We start from the raw sequence: 18913 nt of genomic DNA, 5'->3' as shown, positions 1-18913 counted from the left end.
GAATTGGAACCTTAGTTCCTTGGTTTGCTGAAGATGTGCACCGCCTTTTTTACAATCGCCAGTTCTTCTTCCACATCGGCAATTCGCTGCTCTTTTTCTTGGAGTTGGCGCTCTTTTTCTTTCAAGAGCTGTTCGAGTTGACGTACCTTCTCTGCGCTTGCCAGAGGCTCACCTTCAAATTGCCGATACTGCGCTAACCATTTATGAAGGGTACTGGAGGGAATATTCAACTCCTGAGCGATATCCGCCACTGACTTCGTTTGTTCTTGAATGAATTTTACCGTCTGTTGTTTAAATTCTTCATTGTACCTTTGCCGTTGTTCACCCATGTGAACACCTCCCAGTTAAGTTCATTATTACAATTCTCTTAACGGGAGTCCACTTTTTATACTAACTCTACTAGCTTGCTTATGCATTGTATAACAGGGAATATTGGACAAATAAGCCACTATAATTGCCTAATTACCTACTTAATGAAGCGCGTAATGGTCCCAAAGTGGAATTCGCGTGCATGGCCGATGTTTAAGTCCGTTTCTATGCGATGACATACCAAAACTTATACTTTCCTATCTACTAAAAAAGAGAAAAGACCGACCCATTGAGGCCAGTCCCTTCTCTTCTAAACATATGGATTATTGTCTTTTTCGAAGCCGATTGTTGTTTTGGCACCATGGCCTGGATACACAACGACATCGTCGTCGAGAACGAAAAGCTTATCTTGAATCGAATCAAGCAAGGTATTGGAATCGCCGCCAGCTAGGTCAGTTCTGCCTACCGACAGTTTAAACAGGACATCTCCACTGAATAAGTGTTTGTCGTACAAGAAGCTCACACTTCCCGGTGAATGGCCGGGTGTATGAAAAACTTGAAACTTGATGCCCAGAAATTCAAGTGTTTGCCCTTCATCCAACGCGTATTCGGCCGGATCGGTTTCGATCGGAGCACCTAGATCAGGCCAGCGTGCAGAGCCATTTTTCTTCGGGTTCGTCAACCAATCCGCTTCAAGATCATGAATGTAAACAGGACATTTCTTCAGCTTGCGGATTTCATCGACACCGCCGATGTGGTCAAAATGGGCATGCGTAAGTAAAATGGCTTCAATATCCAAGTCGGCTATTTTTTTAATTAGTGACTTAGGATTCATACCGGGATCAATGATGATCCCCTTCTTCGTATCCGGATCGGATAATAAGTAAGCATTCGTGCTGACAGGGCCTAAAACAAACGATTCTATCTTAATCATCTGTTTTCACCCTTAGAATGAAGAGATCAAATCGCGAAGTTCTTTCACGATAACCGCATGATATCCGTTGCCTTCGCCATATTGACGGCCCATTTCCGCTCTTGCTACTTGGATCTTATCGTTGTAATCCGCTGCTTCACGATCTGGGTTCTCTTTTTTGAATTGGTTCATAACCGCTTGTACTTTGGCCGGACGAGGTCCCCAATGTCCTAATACAAAACCGCCCGTGTCCGTGAAGATAACGATCGGAATTGCGCGCCCGCCACCTGTCAGGAACTGATCGATCACATCATAGTTTTGTTCAATAATTAATACTTCTACAGGTACGCCGCTATTTTCCAACGCTTTAAAGACGACAGGTACGTTGCGAATTACATCGCCGCACCATTCCGCAGCAACAATTAAGCAGCGCAGATCATCACGATTGTTAAGAGAATCAAAATACTCCTTATCCTCTTCGTTATCCCATTCGAATCCGTTGTAATAAGCAAGAAATTGCTCTTGGTTTTTTGCCATGCTGTCAATGAACTGCTGTGGCTTTAGGCCTGTACGCAGTTTGTCTGCCAAATTAGTACTCATCGCTCATCATCCTCCTATAATCTGAATTATCCTTATTATTGTAACAAAGGAAAGCCAAAGCTCCAAATTGATTATTTGCTATTTTTTTCTTTCTTTTCAAAAGATTTGGTATCCCACATATAAGATCGTTAAGACAATAGCTGCAATAATTAACGGTATGATGTACGGTCTAGCTATTTGATTGATCGTTTCCCAGTTGTCTTTGAGCTTCATACCGAGAAAAACATACAGAAAGGAATATGGAATTAAAGCGAGCCCTGTATAGAGAGTAAATTTACCCAAGGGCATTTTGGACATACCGCCCGGCAGTGAAATCGCATGACGTACAATCGGTATGAATCTCGCTGTAAAAATCATCCCTGTTCCATAACGGTTAAACCAAGCCTCGGCAACATCAATATGATGTTTACTGATCAATAAATATTTGCCGTATCTCTCTAGAAAAGGCCTGCCGCCATAACGGCCGATCCAATATAAGACAACCTGTGCCAGCGTCCCTCCGAATACAGCGCAAACAATAGCTCCGAAAAAGTTGATATCTCCCTTCGATACGAGATACCCCGCATAAGCCAATAACAGTTCATTCGGAATGACTTCCAGCATTAATCCAAGAAAAATCCCCCAATACCCGAGACCTTCCAAATAGACTAATACATTATGGATCAAATCGCCCATCGTGACCCTCTCTCCTTATCCTATATCCGTTTCTAATCTATAAAATATTCTACCACAGACATGTACCTATCAACCAGTTTCATGCGATATTATTGCTTCCTAATCATGCGCTGACAAGCCCCTGCATAAGATGTACAAATGTCTTTGTACAGGAGGTGGACCCGCTGTGTCCCAAGTAATTATCATCAAACGCAAGCATCTCTATCTAACAGCAGCCGCTCTATTAGTCATTCTTTCGGGACTTCTGTTTATGAACCGCGGGAAAATCATTCCCACGTTAGCCGAGCCCACCGCCGAGCGAACGATTCACATGGTTGTCGGTGAGTTCACGTCAAAAACCAAGGACGGCAAAACCATTGAAGCTTATCGCTTCGATCCCGGCACCATCGTTGTTCAAAAAGGTGAACCTATCAAACTGATCATCTACGGTGTAAATGGGGATTCACATCCTTTTCTTATTGAAGGACTAAACCTTAGCGGAGAAATCAAGAAGGGGAAAGAAGCCGTTGTCAACTTTACCGCCAATCAGAAAGGTACGTATCGGATCATTTGTATGGCCCATGCCGATATTTCCCACGGCGGTCCAATGATCGGTTACATAGTTGTGGAGTAGCGGAGCATGCCAAGGGAAGCCGTATTTCCTACCTGAATCAGAACAAGTTGCGCCCGTTCTGAAACCGGCAGTGGAAATGCGGCTTTATTTCGTTTACACTGTTGCCAAGCTCTAATTATGTAAAAAGGTGGATGCCGCTTTGTTAACTCACATTCTGGTTGTTGATGATGATGCTCATATTAGGGAGCTGCTCCGTTTCTTATTTTCCAAGGAAGGCTATATGGTTTTTGAAGCAGATAACGGAGAAGCAGCCTCACACGTGCTAGAAACGCAGCAAATCCATCTTGCGGTTGTCGATGTTATGATGCCGCTCCGCGGCGGCTTGGAGCTGTGCACAGAAATCCGCGAGCATTATGATATTCCAGTCATTCTTTTAACAGCAAAAGGTCAAATCGAAGATAAAGAAAAAGGGTTCTTGTCCGGTACGGATGACTATATGGTCAAGCCTTTCGAACCTACCGAATTATTATTTCGTACGAAGGCCTTATTGCGCCGTTACCAGCTTGTTTCCTCTGAGATGATCAGACTAAACCAGACCGTTATCAATCGTAAAAGCTACGAAGTGAACATTGGTGATGACACCTTACTCCTTCCACTCAAAGAATTCCAGCTGCTGGCACAGCTGGCCAGCCATCCTGGCCGCATTTTTACGCGGGAGCAGCTCTTGCAGCTACTTTGGGGCAACGATTATGAAGGGGGGAGCCGAACCATTGATGTCCATATTAAACGGCTGCGGGAAAGGTTTGTCGATCAAACGGATGACTTCGTCATAACAACTGTAAGAGGGCTTGGCTACAAACTGGAGGTCCGGGATCATTGAAAACCTTATATTTCCGCATCGTACTCACCTTTATTCTGATAGCCATGGTTAGCAGCATGTTCGCCCTTCTTCTCTCAAATGGCTATTATTTAGTCAAATTACAAGGGGCTAATGAACAAAAAGTATGGACGATTGCCAGCGAAATACGCACCTTATATGAGCAAGTGCCTGATGTTGATCCAGCCAGCTACTTCACGCATGTCGCAAATATGGGATTTCAAATTTATCTCGTCAATGATCAACTGGCAGGAACGACTTATGGGAGCCCATTTAAACATAACCAAATTGATCCCGAACAAATTCGCCGTGTTTTAGCGGGAGAAACGTATCGGGGAATTTTGAATGAAAAGCATTTCTTAATGGTGACAGGCTTTTTTGAGAACAGTATTCAAAATAGTGTGGGACTTCCCTTACAGATCAACGGAAAATCTTATGCGCTGTTCGTAAGACCTAATTTGGAGCAGCAGATCGGACAAGTCCGTATCTTAATGGCGTTCCTGTTAGGGCTAACTTTTCTATTCAGCATTGCTCTGATCGTCATTTTTTCACAGTACATTGTTAAGCCTGTGAAAAAGCTAACGGAAGCGACCAAGCGAATCGTCGGCGGAGACTATCAAATGAAAATGGACGTATCCCGCAAAGACGAAATTGGCGTGTTGGCGCGCGATTTCACTCAAATGGCTCAATCGCTGAAGCAGCTCGATGATATGAGACAAGAATTCGTTGCCAATGTTTCTCACGAAATTCAATCTCCACTGACTTCCATCCAGGGATTTGCCCAGTCCATTATCAATAAAGGGACTACAGAAGAGGAAAAAGAGCGATACCTGCAAATCATTTGGGAAGAAAGCAAACGTTTATCTTCGTTGAGCAAGCAGCTGTTAACCTTGGCCTCCCTAGATAAAGAAAACAATGTGGTGAAACGTACGACCTATCGTCTGGATGAACAGCTCCGGCAAATCATAATCATTTGCGAGTGGCAGTGGTCCGAGAAAGAAATCTCGATAGAGCTCGAATTGCCAGAAATCGAAATTACAGCCGATTCCCAGCTTCTTCATCAGGTTTGGTTGAATTTCATTACCAACAGTATTAAATTTGCTCAACCAAAAGATACACTGCGGATCGAGATCCGGAAGCAACAAACAAACATTGTCGTTGCGATTAGCGATACCGGCATGGGCATACCTGCCTCCGAGCTGCCCTATATTTTTGATCGTTTCTACAAGGCCGATAAGGCCAGGAATCGCACCGGAGCAGGAAGCGGTCTCGGCTTGTCGATCGTAAAGAAAATTATCGAGCTGCATGGCGGACACATTGTAACTCACAGTGTTTTCGGCGAAGGAACAACCTTTGAAGTCCATTTGCCTAGGGTGTAATCCTTCATTCATCATCCGTTCATACTCCTTCCCTACAATTCTTTGTAGATACAAGAGAGGAGTATGAATACCTATGAATCGTTTCTTACACAATTGGTCCCGCCTCATCAGCAGCTCCAAAGGGGCCAAAATCGTTCTTATCAGTTGGCTTGTCCTCATCATTTTGCTTTCTATATTCGCTCCATCCTCCAAACAATATGCGGCCAGCGGCGGAGAAGGCAGCGTCCACGAAGATACGCCGTCAGCCATAGCCCAACAGCTGTTCAAGGAGCAGTTCCCATCGCAAGATGGCTTAGCTGCGCTGCTCGTCTTTCATGGACAAAAAGCCCTCACCCAAGAAGATCGCGATCGGATAGGGAAAATATGCGAATGGTTAGCATCTTCTCAAAAACCTGCTGAAATCTCTGCCAGCTTACCTTTCCATCAAATGTCCAAAACACAACAGGACACTTTATTTTCAGAAGACCAAACGACTGTGCTTCTGACAGCCTCGCTGCAAAAAGGGCTTGAATCAGGTCAAATCTATGATACGCTCCAGCAAATCAGACAATATGCGGATCGAATCGGAATGGGTGATGTTCACTTAGAGATAACAGGACCTGCAGGCATCTCCTCCGATACGATTATGCTGTTCAAAAAAGCAGATTTGGTCTTAATGTTTGCAACGGTTGGTCTCATTTTGGTTATCCTTATCGTCATTTATCGTTCCCCACTGCTGGCTCTGCTGCCACTCGTCATTGCAGGTGTTGTCTATCAAGTCGTAGACCGCTTACTCGGGCTAGGAGGCAAATGGGGTTGGTTTTTCGTTGAAAAGCAGTCCCTTTCGATTATGATGATTTTGCTATTTGCCGTTTTAACCGATTATTGCCTGTTTATTGTTGCTCGCTTCCGAGCAGAATTAACCAAAACCAGCTCCAAATACGAGGCCATGACAACCGCATTTTCTCATGTGGCTGAACCTATTTTAAATGAATCGTCGTGACACGATCGTCACCTTTTCACTTATCACACTTTTTATAACCATCATGCTAGCTTTTCAATCCCGCTCAATTAAACTAGCTCTAACGATGATGGGAACGATGCTGCTGTCCTATGCCGCAACTATGGGTCTATTATGGAGTGTTTTCCATTATGGCTTTGGCTTCGACGCTTATAGCTATCGATTGCCGCTCTATACCTTTGTATTCCTAATTGCTCTGGGCGTGGATTATAATATTATGTTAGTCTCACGCATCAAAGAAGAAGCTAGGATCTATGAATGGCGGGAAGCAGTAAGACGTGGCGTTGCTTTGACGGGCGGTGTCATCTCCTCAGCAGGCATTGTTCTTGCAGCTACCTTCTGTGTCTTAATGACTCAGCCTCTTCAAGAGCTTATGCTGTTCGGTTTTGCTATGGCGTCAGGTATTCTCATTGATACCTTCCTTGTCCGCGGTATGCTGCTGCCTGCACTGCTTACTTATATGGCACCTCGCGAAAACTCACAATTAGCCGACCAAATCAGGTCGGTTGAATTGTAACGGTTTGCCCAACTTGGGCTCCTTAGACTTCTGACACGTGTGGCCCTCCATCCTCTCTATGCATACACATAGCATAGAGAGGAGCGTGGATTTAGCTAATGATCACCCATAAAAAGAATGAAAAACATAAACAGCAGTTCCCCACTGCGCGAGTGATTAGAAGGGCATGCAGCAAAGAACTTTACCGAACAGTGAAGCGTTTGAAAATATGGCTTTCGCCTGAGCAAATTCAAGCGGCTGAAGAGCTTTATGTGAAAAAGGTCATGCTGAACCTTCCCTTTGTGATCGATAACAGCAGCAATCGCAAAGTCCTTTCCGATTGGTTTGATGAGAATATAGGACCGGAAATAGCTCCGATTTGGAATGTCGAACTCGATGAGTTGAACCATGCGTTCCGCCATGCATTTGGTGGATAAAAAAAAGAAGGCCTTGGGTATGCTTCGCATACGCCACGACCTTCTTTTTGCTATGTCCTTCTAGTCATATTCAGGCAGCCATTTCCCGTGTGCTTCGATAAGCTCATCGCACATAGCCACAATATCATCCATGGAGAGCTCGGCTGAAGTATGTGGATCCAGCATCGCTGCATGGTAAATATGCTCGCGTTTGCGTGTAATGGCCGCTTCAATCGTGAGCAGTTGTGTATTGATGTTGGTGCGGTTAAGGGCCGCCAATTGCGGAGGCAGATCCCCTACATAAGTAGGCGTGACACCGTTACGGTCTACGAGACATGGAACCTCTACACAGGCTTCACGAGGTAAGTTCGTGATTAAGCCTGTATTCATGACGTTTCCGCCAATTTTGAACGGAATGTCCGTTTCTATTGCCTCAAAAATATAAGAAGCGTATTCATGTGAACGCTTATGGGTCAAGTTAGCATCATTCACTAAATCTTCGCGCATCTGTTTCCATTTGCTGATCTGTTCAATACAGCGGCGTGGATATTCATCAAGCGGAATGTTAAAGCGTTCAATTAATTCCGGATAATTACGTTTAATGAAGTAAGGGTGGTATTCAGCACTGTGCTCAGACGATTCCGTGATGTAATGACCGAATTTAAACATTAACTCGAAGCGCACCATGTCATGGTGCTTCTCTTTTTGTTTCTCGGCAGCCCGCTTCTTAATTTCCGGATAGAGATCAACGCCGTCTTTGGATACTTCAAGCAGCCAGGCCATATGATTTATACCGGCAATTTGAGCCTTGACTCCCTCTTGATCGATCCCCAGGTGGTCAAATAAATGCGGAATACACGCCTGCACGCTGTGACACAAGCCAACTGTACGAACACCACCGTACGTATTCATAACATTCGTCAGTACGGCCATCGGATTCGTATAATTCAGGAACAAAGCATTCGGACACATCTCGCGAACGTCAGCGGCGAAGTCAAGCATAACGGGAATCGTACGGAGATTGCGGAAAATACCGCCAATCCCAATCGTATCGGCGATTGTCTGACGCAAACCATACTTTTTCGGAATTTCAAAGTCTGTAATGGTACAAGGATCATAGCCCCCAACTTGTATCGCATTGACGACGTATTTGGCCCCGCGAAGAGCTTCCTTCCGGTCCGTATACGCTTTCACGATTGACGTGCTGCCGCTCGTTTTCTTGATGTTATTCAACATGTTTGCTGAATCTTGCAGCCGTTCATGGTCAATATCAAAAAGAGCAATTTCAAAACCTTGCAGAGCAGGGGTTAACAAACAATCACCAAGTACGTTTTTAGCAAATACAGTGCTTCCTGCCCCTAGAAATGTTATCTTCGACATGTAGGAATCTCCTCCAAAGTATGTTCTACTTGCTTAGCTTCACTATAACGCAGAATACCCGCCAAACATATGGATTGAATGAACTGCTATATGGACATTTGTAGTTTATTCAGGTACTCTATTAGCAAAATATAAATGAAAATAAAGAGGCATCTATGAATCCTGATCACTCCTATTTCACCATAAGCATTAACCCTTGCGAGAGCGCCAGCGAGCTATATGTGCTTTTTAGCGGGGAAGGAAAACCGAATCCTCTTCATAAAATGGGGCCAGCGGTGCATGATTATTACCTTATACACACGGTGCTCGCAGGTGAAGGCACCTTCGAGATGCATAATCGCACTTACCCTTGCAAGGCTGGGGACACCTTCATCATTTATCCCGGCGAGTTATTCAGTTATGTAGCAGACGCCGATCGTCCATGGCACTATACATGGGTTGCTTTCTCCGGTCGTTCAGCGGGAATGACTCTCGCTCAGGCAGGCGTCATACTGAGTAATGCCGTCATTCAAGGGAACAGCTTCCATTCCCTTCATCGACTCTATCAGCGAATCCGCTCCAGCTTTCAACAATCGGCTTACCCTGCACTTGAGGATATGGAAGCCGGAGGTTGGCTCCGTGTCTTGCTTTGCGAGCTCGGACAGCAGAATCACCAGCAGATTCATGTTAATCCCGTAACTGAATCGGATATTGAACGTCAAGTTGGGCAAGCGATCCGCTACTTGGAACTGCAATATACTCAGAAGGTATCGATCGAAGAGTTAGCGCATTCTCTTGGTTATCACAGAACCTATTTGTGTAAAATGTTCAAGCAATTCACCGGCTTAGCCCCTATGCAGTATTTATTCAAAATCCGGATGGAACGCGCTAAGCTATTGCTTCAAACAGCCATGACGATTGATCAGATCGCATCCTCCGTTGGTTTCAACGATGCCCTCTATTTCTCCAAACAATTTCACAAGTGGAGCGGTCAAGCGCCTTCCGTTTATCGGAAGGAGCTGAAAGCCTAATGAGAAGAACCTGAGGCTATACCGAGGCCACTGAAAAACTTCCGCTTTCTGAAGGAATTAAATAGTCGTATCAAAAAAGACGACTCAAATTCATTTTTTGAATTTTAGAGTCGTCTTATTTAGGCTCAACATTTTAACAAAAGTATAGAGAGTGCAAGAGGGCCGGGATGATGAACGAATCGAAGGATGAACGGACTGTAGATCCGCTATTAAAGTTTTGAATGACCTATTTGGGAACTTAGCGGACATCAGCGCCGTGATTCGAGTAATAAAAGGCCGATGTCTACGATTTCTCTGCCCTTAACGGAACGTATGTCCGGAAGCAAGGGCAAGGCGAGGGATGAAGGGCAAATAACGGCTGCTGTGTCCGCTTGCCTATGCAATCGTTCTACCATCGTAGTGAAAACGGGTGGATCCGAATTCACAGGGCCATTCAAACTTAATTGTTTAAAGTCAATCCCTGATTCTAACGATGAACCCCTTTTTCACTATTTTTTAAGGAACTTTTTCAGTGGCCTTGGCTCTGCCTCAGGTTCTTTTGTCCGATGTATACTTTGGTGCATGAAGAGGGAATGAGATATGGTTGGCTCCAACCGTTTTTGTTCGACTCATCTTAAGGATTGGAAATCGTGACCAGCTTTAATCCTTTACTTTTAATGCCCTTAATAATCTCGGGTAACGCCGCTATCGTGGATGGATGATCGTGCATCACAATAATGCTCCCCGATTTCACCTCCGACAAAACATTCTTCGCAATTTTGGAGGCGTCTGTCGATGACCAATCCTTCGGATCTTCATTCCAAAGCACCATATTCATATGATGCTCTTCGGTAATGAGCTTTGTATCGTTATTGTATGCGCCATATGGCGGTCGAAACAGCGTAACCGGCTTTTTATCCCACATAACGAGCTTCGCCAGCCCCGTATTAAACTCTTTTTCTTGTTCCTCGAACGTCATCTTGGACATTTGAGGATGAGTGTCCGAATGGTAGCCCACTTCGTGCCCCTCATAGACAGCTTGTGTAACGGATTCATGATATTTGCTGGCGTTTTGGCCCAAGAAAAAAAAGGTGACATGCGTATTTTGTTCTTTTAATATACTTAACAGTTTTCCCGTATCCTTCGTCGGTCCATCATCAATCGTGATCGCTACAGTTCCCTTAGGCACTGTATACATCGGCTTCAAATTAGATATCTTTACGACCTTCTGGGACTCAGAAACGACGGGTTCCTCTTTCGGCGAGCCTGTCTCATGTCCCAAAGCTGCTTGCTCATCTGCCTTGGGACTACTCACAGGCGTCTGCACCGCGATGGGCGGGGAAGCTGAAGAGGTGGGAGCTGCCGATGCTGTGTTCAGTTGTTGCGGGTCCATCTGTACAGCCTGTAAATTTTGTTCACATCCGGATAGCGTCGAAAGGATGACAAGAGATGCGGTTAATACACTTTTGATATGTTTCATAGAAGTTCCACCTTGCTATCGGAATGCTGATTTACTTAATATGACGATTAAAGAGATGATTAGTTCACTATATGTTCTATGCAAATTTAGGGAGAACTTAGCTTGGCTATTTCAGCTGAGGTAAGCACCCGCACACCGGTTACGCCTGATTGGGCTGCCTTTATTAACCCATTGGCGATTGTTCTCGCATGAATGGGTCTATACGTCCGAAGTCCCCCGATCATAAGAGGGGCCAGAAAACGGGAGACAGCAGATCCCATCCGTTCTCCGATACGCACTTCCCGGCGATCGCCAAGAATAAGTGAGGGACGGAGGATAGATAGGCTAGGGAGGCCAAGTCCACGCAGCCCCTCTTCTACTTCTCCCTTCACCTTGTTGTAGAAAATAGAAGACTGACGATTAGCTCCCATTGCTGTTACAATCACAAAGGCATCTGCTCCGTATTTAAGCGCGATTTCCCCTAATTCCATGGGATACTCAAAGTCTACCTTACGAAATTGCTCTTGCGTGCCGGCCTTCTTGATCGTTGTACCCAACGTGCAAAATACATGTGAATGCTCTACGACGGACGGATCGATAACTGATTCTAGATGACGATAGTCAGTCGTCCATTGCACCAGCTTTTCATGGCCAACCAGACCGGCCGTTGGGATGTTTGTACGGACGATCGCAATCACTTTTTCATAGATACGATCTTGAAGTAGAAGTTGAATCAGTTCATGACCTACCAGTCCTGTACCACCGGCCACAATAGCTGTTTTTCCCATCGCCGAACCTCCTCAGAGCTCTGATTACACTTCCCAATCTTGTCTAATTTTCTTGTATACGGCAATGAGATAAGCAACCGGGTCTTGTGCGTACAGAGCATCCTGTTCTAATTTTCCACTAAAATGCAAAGCAATCGGTACGGCTAGCTCATGCAAGCGGACACGATGCATAGAGGGCACCCGTTCCATCCAGGCTTGCAGCAGTTGCCAATCTGCTAATGTAATTTTGTGTCTTAGGGCATCTTCTAATTGAAATTCAATGACGGCGAAATTCCTTTTGACGATCATTTTATCAATTTGACGTCGACGTTTCATACCTTCCACACGCGTTTCAATAATAACAATCGTTCCTGCTACCATATCACCGACTCGCTTATCTCTGGCACTGAAGAAAATAAAAACGGCTCCCAGAAAATAAGCGCTAGGCAACATATCCAGCAGGCGAAACAAGTTGCGAATCAGAATCGATAATAAGGTTGCGGATTGACCATTATTTTGAAGGACGCGAAGTCCCATCATTTTCTTGCCGGGCGTTTGCCCCCCCATATAAGCTTCCGTACAAATAAAGTATCCCAAGTTTAATAATACGAATAAAATAATAGCAATGGCAATCAAATAATCCGCCATTTCAGGCAGCCAATTTCCTACATATAATCTACTAACTACTAATGCGAACAAAAACAAAATTACATTGAAAATGAATAGTAGGAGGGTATCCAATAAGTGAGCTATCGCCCTGCTTCCGATTCCCGCCGTTTGAAATTGCAATTGCACCTGCTCGGGTGTAATAATGGTCAGCTCTTTGTCCACAGACTCGTTCATAACAGCTCCTTTTGATTTCAAAATTATGGTAAACGGACTCCGTGATATGATACACTACATAAGAGCAAAAAATCTGTCAAATAGCACACATACAACACCTAACAAGATCTGTTTTCCTATGAACCATTTAGGAGGCCCCATGGATATCTCACGTTTTATTAAAGAACATAAACCGCATTGGAGCGAGCTTGAGCAGCTTCTTGTATCGCTCAGCAAGCGAAAGAGCCGCCTGCAAGCCAGCGATCTCAACAGGTTTACGGAACTTTACAAATTAGCTTCCGCTCATCTGGCTACCCTCCAAACGCACTTGCCTATGAGTGAAACGACGATTTATTTAAATCATCTCGTCGCTAAAGCCCATAATGCCATGTACCAGGAAAATAATAAAAGCAGCTCCCAAATGAAGGAATTTTTCCTGCATTATTTCCCGTCCCTGATTCGTGCGCGTAGTTTATTTGTAGGCTTCGCCCTATTCCTATTCTTATTAGGCGGATTACTTGGGTTCCTTTCCGTATGGAACGATCCATTAAATCTGCATATGATCATGCCAGGCAGCATGGCTGACGGCATAGATCCAACCAAAACAGCTGATCCCCGCGGGGATATCCACAGCCCGCTCGTTTCAACCGCTATTATGACGAATAATATCCGGGTCGCCGTCCTTGCTTTCATTAGCGGAGTTACGCTGGGGATTGGCACGATCTATTTGATGATTAGCAACGGACTCCTGGTCGGCGCCCTAGCTGCCGTTTTCATGCAATCGGGGAAAAGCTATGTATTCTGGGCCTATATTTTGCCTCATGGCATTATCGAGCTTACGGCCATTTTCATTGCAGGCGGAGCCGGTCTATATATGGGTTATCGATTTTTCGTGCCAGGACCTTTTCCGCGCAAGATGCGCTTTTTGGAATCGGCCAAGGAATCCGCACAGCTTCTTATCGGAACCATTCCTTTGTTCGTCATTGCCGGAATCATTGAAGGCTATATTACCCCTTCCACATTGTCACTGGAGGTCAAATATCTGATTGCCGGATTAACCTTGGCCGTACTGGCGCTCTATTACATCTATGGGGTAAGCAAGCGTGCGAAGCACCAACAAGCCAACTTATAAGCGATCGCGAGATTTTAAATCCAAATAAACATTAACGGCGCTAAGCGTCAATTGGTCGGCAGGGACATCCATCACAGGGATACCTTGACCGGCCATTTTTGTTGCATAAGCGTGACGATCTGTCGTAAATTTATGCGCGATACTTTGACGATAAGCTTGGCGGCTATCCTCTGCGCGAATGCGAACCCATTGATGGAGCAGCGGATCCTGCAAAGATAAGAGGAGCACGTGATGGCCTCGACGCAGCCGTCCCACATAAGGCATTATTTCCTCGTCGTACAGATAGCTCTCCATATCGGAAAATAAAACGATCAACGAACGCTTTTTCAAAAAACGCAGCACATGCGAGAACGCAATCTGGGTATTCGATTCAACAAAATCTGTCTTCAGATCAAAGACGGCCCGTGTTAACTGCTGCAGGTGAATCAGTCCTTTGCCCGGAGGAACATACACTTTGATTTGACTGGAATACGCGATCAGCGCCACTTGATCCCCTTGTTTAAGGGCAACTGCGGCTAAGGTTAAGGCGGCTTCCAGCGTCCTGTCCAACTTCACTTGCCCTTCTAGCTCAACAGCCATTTGTCGGCCACAGTCCAGCACGAGCGTCACAATTTTCCCTTTTTCCGGTTGATACAGGTTCGTCATCAGCTTGGTCGTACGCGCAGACGCTTTCCAATTGATGTGCCGAATATCATCACCCTGGACATAATCGCGGATGTAATGAAATTCAGAGCCGCTGCGCTGTTTTTTGAACAGTCGATGGCCTTCGAGAATCAAAGCATCCTGGACCGCGCCGAGCACTTCCCGCACCTGAGATAAATCAGGAAATATTTCAATCGTATCTGCCTGTTCCAGAAGCACTTGCTTCTTCCAAAACCCGATTCCCCCATGGTAACGCAGGTATACGTGCTTGAGCTCATATCTTCCTCTTTCCAAAGCCCGAGTTGTATACCCATATGTAGCCGCTGTTCCCCTGAAAGAACCGCTTAGTCCATGACGTACCGAGCTAAAGGTAAGGGGCAGATCATCCATCAACTCGACATGAACCATGTGCTGCTCGCTTGTTACAAGCTCAAGAGTGACTTCAAAGTTGTTGCGCACATCCGCTTGGTCGGGTAGTATGCGGCGAATCGTCCATACACGTCGTTGGGGCAGCAGCCAAAGATCAATCGCGCTCAACACGATGAGCAGCGCATTATAGCTGCAGAACACGGGGAAAGATACCCCAAACAACGAACCGATGAGTGTCAACACAACACCGATCAAGACAAGCGTAATGAATCGGCCTGTCGGCAGAATGAAATCCTTTAAAAAAAGTTTATCGAGGAACCGGAATGGAGCCGAGCGTCTCTTGGATGATTTGGTCACTGGTTCCGCCCTCCAATTCCGCTTGCGGTGTCAGCAGGAGCCTATGCCTCAATACAGGCCGCGCTATAAGCTTAATATCATCAGGTGTCACATAGGTCCGACCTTCGAGCAAAGCCCAAGCTTTACTGGCCATCAACAAAGCAATCCCTGCTCGCGGACTTGCGCCCAATTGCACGCGCTTGGATTCACGGGTTTTACGAATGATCGTGGTCATGTAGGCAAGTAAGGAATCCTCAACAATAACATCTGTCAGCTTGCTCTGCAGGTCCGTAATTCGCTCAGGCGTGAGAATAGCAGGCAGAGCTTCCTCGCGCTGTTGATGAAAGGGCACGTGGCGGCGAAGAATTTCGGTTTCCGCTTCCTCTCCTGGATAATCCAACACAAGCTTGAACAGGAATCGATCCAGCTGAGCTTCAGGAAGTGCATATGTCCCTTCATACTCAACGGGATTTTGCGTAGCGATAACGAAGAAGGGATTGGGCAGCTTGTAGGTATTGCCCTGAATGGTAACTTGGTGCTCCTCCATCGCTTCAAGCAGCGCTGCTTGCGTTTTCGGTCCTGAACGGTTAATTTCATCAGCAAGTAAAATATTGGTAAATATAGGTCCTTGAATCGTGGTAAACGATTGATCCTGCATATGATAAATGACGCTGCCGGTAATGTCCCCGGGCATCAAATCGGGCGTAAATTGGATACGGCGGTATTCACTGCCTGACAATTCGGCCAAGGTGCGCGCCATCTTAGTTTTCCCGAGACCCGGCACCCCTTCCAGCAGCACATGACCGCCAGCTAACAAAGCGGTAACAAGCAGACGGATGTTCAGCTTCTGTCCGAACAGGCGCTGCTCCATCGATTGAATGATTTCATTCATTGCGCTCACTCCTTCTCTAAGTAGGCTATCATGTCGCCCATCTCTCGCGTCGCTGCACGAACGCTTTGGCGCTTACGCCCCGCTGCTTCGCAGCGCGGGGCTCGGCCATGCCGCCGCCTGCGGCCGGCGGCTCTTCCAGCAGGCGGGCAAGCTGCGCCGCCTGCGCCTCGGGCCAGCGGCTGCGCGCAGCTTCAGCCGCCTGGGCAACGCTTGCGCTGGGGCTGAGCCCCCAGCGCTGTTGCAGCAGCTGCCGCAGGAGCTGCTGCTGGTGCGCAAGCGCCTCCTCGCGATAGCCGAGGCGCTCATACCAAGCGGCGACGGCTTGCAAGCCCTCGTCGCCGCGACGAACCGTCCACGCCCGCGGCGTGTAGACGGGACCGAAGCGCTTGCCGCGCAGCCAGAGCCACAGCAGCAGCGCCAGACCAAGCTGCACGCTCGCGAACACAAGCCACACAGGATAAATCGCCAGCAGTCCGGGCTTCTTCACGAGGCCGTGATGGGTCTCATCGACCCACACAGCGTCCCATGACTTCGCGAACAGCGGCCAAATCAATTCGAAATGGGACTCCTTGTCAATCGTCCCATTGAGCATCCAGTTCGGGGTCAGCACCACAGTTATGCTGCCCGTACCTTCCAGATAGCGGCTGGCGAGCACGCCGCGTTCATCTTGGAACAGCACCTGCCCCTGATCTCCGGGCTTTATACGATAACCTGTATCCACCTCACCCTTCAACAAACCATCAGCTGGCGTAAAATCAGACTGCACGATGATCGTTGAAATGTCTATGTTCCCGATTACCTCATCTTTGTTCTTCGCTGCTTCCAAGCTGCCATTCACATGTACAGTCTGCCAAGTTCCCAGCCTTCGGGATTGCGATCAAATAAAATAACATCATTTCCTTGACGAACCCATTTCAAAAGCTGCTCGCGATCTGCCTTCGATACTGCAGACGGCTGAATAGCAACGAGCAGCATGGCACGATTGGCAGGGAGATCCTTCCAGCTCAAATGCCACTCCTTCACCGCTTGCTGCTTCTTACTCAAAAGTTCACGCCATGCTTTGGCCCCATCAATGTCAGATGAGAAAGACAGGTATGGAGGCTGATCGGGAAGCTTCGGCTTTACCAGCCAACCCCCCAAACCAAGAAAGAGCAGAATGCTGAGTGCTAGTCCCACATGCAGCTTATTTAGCTTTTTCATGTGTGAAGCCCTCCTTCCTGCCAATAACGCCGGCAACCTGATCATACATGATAGCAAATTGCTCTTCGGTTACTTCTTCCTTGCCATACCAAATCCGCTCAAACAAAAGGGAGCTATCGTGAAACAAAGGGATTAACGAGGAGGCTGTTCCAGACAGCTCCTCAGCATATTCCCAGTTTGTCTTCCATTTCTCTACACGAATGGTGTGCTTCGCTTCCAAAAAAAACAGCAGGGAGAGAAATACGGAGCGCACGCCCTCCCTCCAGTCCTGAACTTCTCGAAGTTCCGCTGCTTTTTGCCAATAATAATCGTAGGATCGGCTTAGTTCCCCTTTTGGCAGGTATGTTTCCAATTGAACCCGCCGTCTCCAAATGATCTGCTTTAGGAACCAGTAAATAGCAAACGCCGATATTCCGATAAGTACAACCACAACACCGATAGAAAGCCAATCTGTGACAGTGTCAGATACCTGAAAATGCGGGAACCAGCTGCGTATTTTGTTAAAGAATGGCTTAAGCCAAGCCCAGAACGAGCCGTGTTCTTTCGCATAATAAGCTGTATACTCATCTTGCTTTAATATTTGCTGCAGTTGTTCTTTATCTTCTTGCAAAGTAAGGGCTGAAGCCATACTATTCATTTTTTTTATCCAAATCGATTGGACGTGGATCATCAAACGGGTCAAAAGGCTCCAGTTCTTCCTTCGGTTCGCTCGATGAAGGATAGATCGTATTTTGAATTAAAGATTCCAGACCAAGGCCCTCATTGCGAACCTTTAGATCAAAGAAGCTAATGGCATAAGGCAATATCCAGAGCGGCGCGACTAAAATAGAGAGTAAACTTTGCAAGAGTTGAGACCATAATCCTAATCCAAAAACAGCAGCAATAATCAATTGGCTTACACCAAGGAATAAATAAACGATAAGTATAAACACAAAGAACATCAAAAAAAGGCGCCAGAAATTGTTCCGCGTCAATCTCCAACTGCCATTCAGCCCAATTGGATTTTCACCAAGCGCAACAATAGGCAAATAATAGCACCATCGAATGATGAAATAGGATAGACCGATAATAAACCCTAGTCCAATCAGGATACCGAAAATGATCGCAAACACGGCTGCACCCGCTCCAAATCCGCCTATGGAGTTGGATATGATTCCGCCAATGGATAAGACAAAAGCAATAATGAAAAAGATAATGATAATACCTATGTATAATCCGAAAATAATTAACAGATCAAGTAAAGTGCTTCCTACTAACGGCCAAAAACGGCGAAATGATTTCTTTAATAACTGCCCTACACCGGGGATTTCTTCTCCAAATAAGCTTGCTCGTACCAGATGAACAACAGCAGCAACCGAAACCGGCATCAGGCCTAAAATGAACACGGGGACTAAAACAATAACTAAAACCATCATTTTCCAAACATCTGCGGTTGATGGCCTATTTTGGATGAAAGAGCCCGATTCCAAAATATCTTGCCATGAGCTGCCTGAGCGAATTTGATCGAGTAAAGAAGTAGTTGTCACCGCCGCAGTTTCTTGATACGTAAGAAGATGCTGAAGCAAATAGAACGGCCCGTATAAGATTAGCATTATCAGCATGAGTGTCACAAAATACTTCCGATATAACAGAAAGCTGCGATCTAAAATCCTTCCAATTCCCATTGGCCTTAACATTACATTTGACATGATAAACCCCCTAAAAGTT

General features: G+C 46.1%; 22 protein-coding genes. 8 read left to right on the top strand and 14 right to left on the bottom strand.

Features of this window, described 5'->3' with window-relative positions:
• Positions 1–11: 11 nt before the first annotated feature.
• From FU659_RS36405 to uptA, 4 genes are all read right to left on the bottom strand, one after another.
• Positions 12–329: a transposase gene (locus FU659_RS36405; RefSeq protein ID WP_222708564.1), complete on the bottom strand. Its 318-nt coding sequence runs from the start codon at positions 327–329 to the stop codon at positions 12–14.
• Positions 330–619: 290 nt separating this feature from the next.
• Positions 620–1243, bottom strand: coding sequence for an MBL fold metallo-hydrolase (locus tag FU659_RS17105; protein WP_147948683.1), 624 nt, complete (start codon positions 1241–1243; stop codon positions 620–622).
• Between the two features lie 12 nt (positions 1244–1255).
• On the bottom strand, positions 1256–1822 hold the full coding sequence (locus tag FU659_RS17100; RefSeq protein WP_147948682.1) for a thioredoxin family protein: 567 nt from the start codon (positions 1820–1822) through the stop codon (positions 1256–1258).
• Positions 1823–1918: 96 nt separating this feature from the next.
• Entirely contained in the window at positions 1919–2497 is a 579-nt protein-coding gene (gene uptA, locus FU659_RS17095; protein ID WP_147948681.1) for an undecaprenyl phosphate transporter UptA, read from the bottom strand.
• Between the two features lie 166 nt (positions 2498–2663).
• Between uptA and FU659_RS17090 the strand changes: the two genes are divergently transcribed.
• From FU659_RS17090 to FU659_RS17070, 6 genes are all read left to right on the top strand, one after another.
• Entirely contained in the window at positions 2664–3110 is a 447-nt protein-coding gene (locus FU659_RS17090) for a cupredoxin domain-containing protein (RefSeq protein ID WP_261807877.1), read from the top strand.
• A 139-nt stretch (positions 3111–3249) separates the two neighbouring features.
• Positions 3250–3930: a response regulator transcription factor gene (locus FU659_RS17085; protein ID WP_147948680.1), complete on the top strand. Its 681-nt coding sequence runs from the start codon at positions 3250–3252 to the stop codon at positions 3928–3930.
• Positions 3927–5306, top strand: coding sequence for a sensor histidine kinase (locus FU659_RS17080; protein WP_147948679.1), 1380 nt, complete (start codon positions 3927–3929; stop codon positions 5304–5306). The genes FU659_RS17085 and FU659_RS17080 overlap by 4 nt, the downstream gene beginning before the upstream one ends.
• A gap of 73 nt (positions 5307–5379) precedes the next feature.
• Positions 5380–6288 carry an MMPL family transporter gene (locus FU659_RS37270; protein ID WP_261807876.1) on the top strand — a complete coding sequence of 303 codons (909 nt, stop codon included), beginning with the start codon at positions 5380–5382 and terminating at the stop codon, positions 6286–6288.
• Positions 6275–6823, top strand: a complete 549-nt coding sequence (locus tag FU659_RS37265) for an MMPL family transporter (RefSeq protein ID WP_261807875.1) — start codon at positions 6275–6277, stop codon at positions 6821–6823. Before FU659_RS37270 ends, FU659_RS37265 begins: the two co-directional genes overlap by 14 nt.
• Before the next feature lie 98 nt (positions 6824–6921).
• On the top strand, positions 6922–7239 hold the full coding sequence (locus tag FU659_RS17070) for a dehydrogenase (RefSeq protein ID WP_147948678.1): 318 nt from the start codon (positions 6922–6924) through the stop codon (positions 7237–7239).
• 60 nt (positions 7240–7299) lie between these two features.
• Here FU659_RS17070 and melA read toward each other — a convergent pair whose 3' ends face one another.
• Positions 7300–8598 carry an alpha-glucosidase/alpha-galactosidase gene (gene melA / locus FU659_RS17065; RefSeq protein ID WP_147948677.1) on the bottom strand — a complete coding sequence of 433 codons (1299 nt, stop codon included), beginning with the start codon at positions 8596–8598 and terminating at the stop codon, positions 7300–7302.
• Between the two features lie 155 nt (positions 8599–8753).
• Here melA and FU659_RS17060 point away from each other — a divergent pair, with 155 nt between their 5' ends.
• On the top strand, positions 8754–9608 hold the full coding sequence (locus tag FU659_RS17060; protein ID WP_147948676.1) for an AraC family transcriptional regulator: 855 nt from the start codon (positions 8754–8756) through the stop codon (positions 9606–9608).
• 613 nt (positions 9609–10221) lie between these two features.
• Here the strand turns inward: FU659_RS17060 and FU659_RS17055 are convergent.
• The 3 genes from FU659_RS17055 to FU659_RS17045 all read right to left on the bottom strand — a co-directional run bounded on the left by FU659_RS17055 (position 10222) and on the right by FU659_RS17045 (position 12656).
• Positions 10222–11067, bottom strand: a complete 846-nt coding sequence (locus FU659_RS17055; RefSeq protein WP_147948675.1) for a polysaccharide deacetylase family protein — start codon at positions 11065–11067, stop codon at positions 10222–10224.
• Between the two features lie 86 nt (positions 11068–11153).
• A complete protein-coding gene (locus FU659_RS17050) occupies positions 11154–11834 on the bottom strand; it encodes a Rossmann-fold NAD(P)-binding domain-containing protein (protein ID WP_147948674.1) in 681 nt (226 codons plus the stop codon).
• 24 nt (positions 11835–11858) lie between these two features.
• Positions 11859–12656: an RDD family protein gene (locus FU659_RS17045; RefSeq protein ID WP_147948673.1), complete on the bottom strand. Its 798-nt coding sequence runs from the start codon at positions 12654–12656 to the stop codon at positions 11859–11861.
• Positions 12657–12795: 139 nt separating this feature from the next.
• On the opposite strand from FU659_RS17045, the gene FU659_RS17040 reads away from it, so the two are divergent.
• On the top strand, positions 12796–13767 hold the full coding sequence (locus tag FU659_RS17040; protein ID WP_147948672.1) for a stage II sporulation protein M: 972 nt from the start codon (positions 12796–12798) through the stop codon (positions 13765–13767).
• Here the strand turns inward: FU659_RS17040 and FU659_RS17035 are convergent.
• The 6 genes from FU659_RS17035 to FU659_RS17010 are packed head-to-tail and all read right to left on the bottom strand — an operon-like array spanning position 13762 to position 18894.
• Positions 13762–15135, bottom strand: coding sequence for a DUF58 domain-containing protein (locus tag FU659_RS17035; protein WP_147948671.1), 1374 nt, complete (start codon positions 15133–15135; stop codon positions 13762–13764). The two genes, FU659_RS17040 and FU659_RS17035, sit on opposite strands and share 6 nt — an antisense overlap.
• Complete coding sequence (locus FU659_RS17030) at positions 15086–16006, bottom strand: AAA family ATPase (protein ID WP_147948670.1); 921 nt, start codon at positions 16004–16006, stop codon at positions 15086–15088. Before FU659_RS17030 ends, FU659_RS17035 begins: the two co-directional genes overlap by 50 nt.
• A 28-nt stretch (positions 16007–16034) precedes the next feature.
• Positions 16035–16832, bottom strand: a complete 798-nt coding sequence (locus tag FU659_RS17025; protein ID WP_147948669.1) for a hypothetical protein — start codon at positions 16830–16832, stop codon at positions 16035–16037.
• A gap of 8 nt (positions 16833–16840) precedes the next feature.
• Entirely contained in the window at positions 16841–17206 is a 366-nt protein-coding gene (locus tag FU659_RS17020) for a DUF4350 domain-containing protein (protein WP_187274202.1), read from the bottom strand.
• Positions 17190–17843 (bottom strand): DUF4129 domain-containing protein, encoded by a 654-nt coding sequence (locus FU659_RS17015; protein ID WP_187274201.1) that lies wholly within the window; start codon positions 17841–17843, stop codon positions 17190–17192. Before FU659_RS17015 ends, FU659_RS17020 begins: the two co-directional genes overlap by 17 nt.
• Positions 17836–18894 (bottom strand): hypothetical protein, encoded by a 1059-nt coding sequence (locus tag FU659_RS17010; protein ID WP_147948666.1) that lies wholly within the window; start codon positions 18892–18894, stop codon positions 17836–17838. The genes FU659_RS17015 and FU659_RS17010 overlap by 8 nt, the downstream gene beginning before the upstream one ends.
• Positions 18895–18913 lie beyond the last annotated feature (19 nt).

Source organism: Paenibacillus sp. N3.4 (genome assembly GCF_008017805.1).
Classification (GTDB): Bacteria; Bacillota; Bacilli; order Paenibacillales; family NBRC-103111; genus Paenibacillus_E.
Note: the sequence above shows the minus strand (reverse complement) of the source record. Positions and strands in the feature narration are given on the sequence as shown.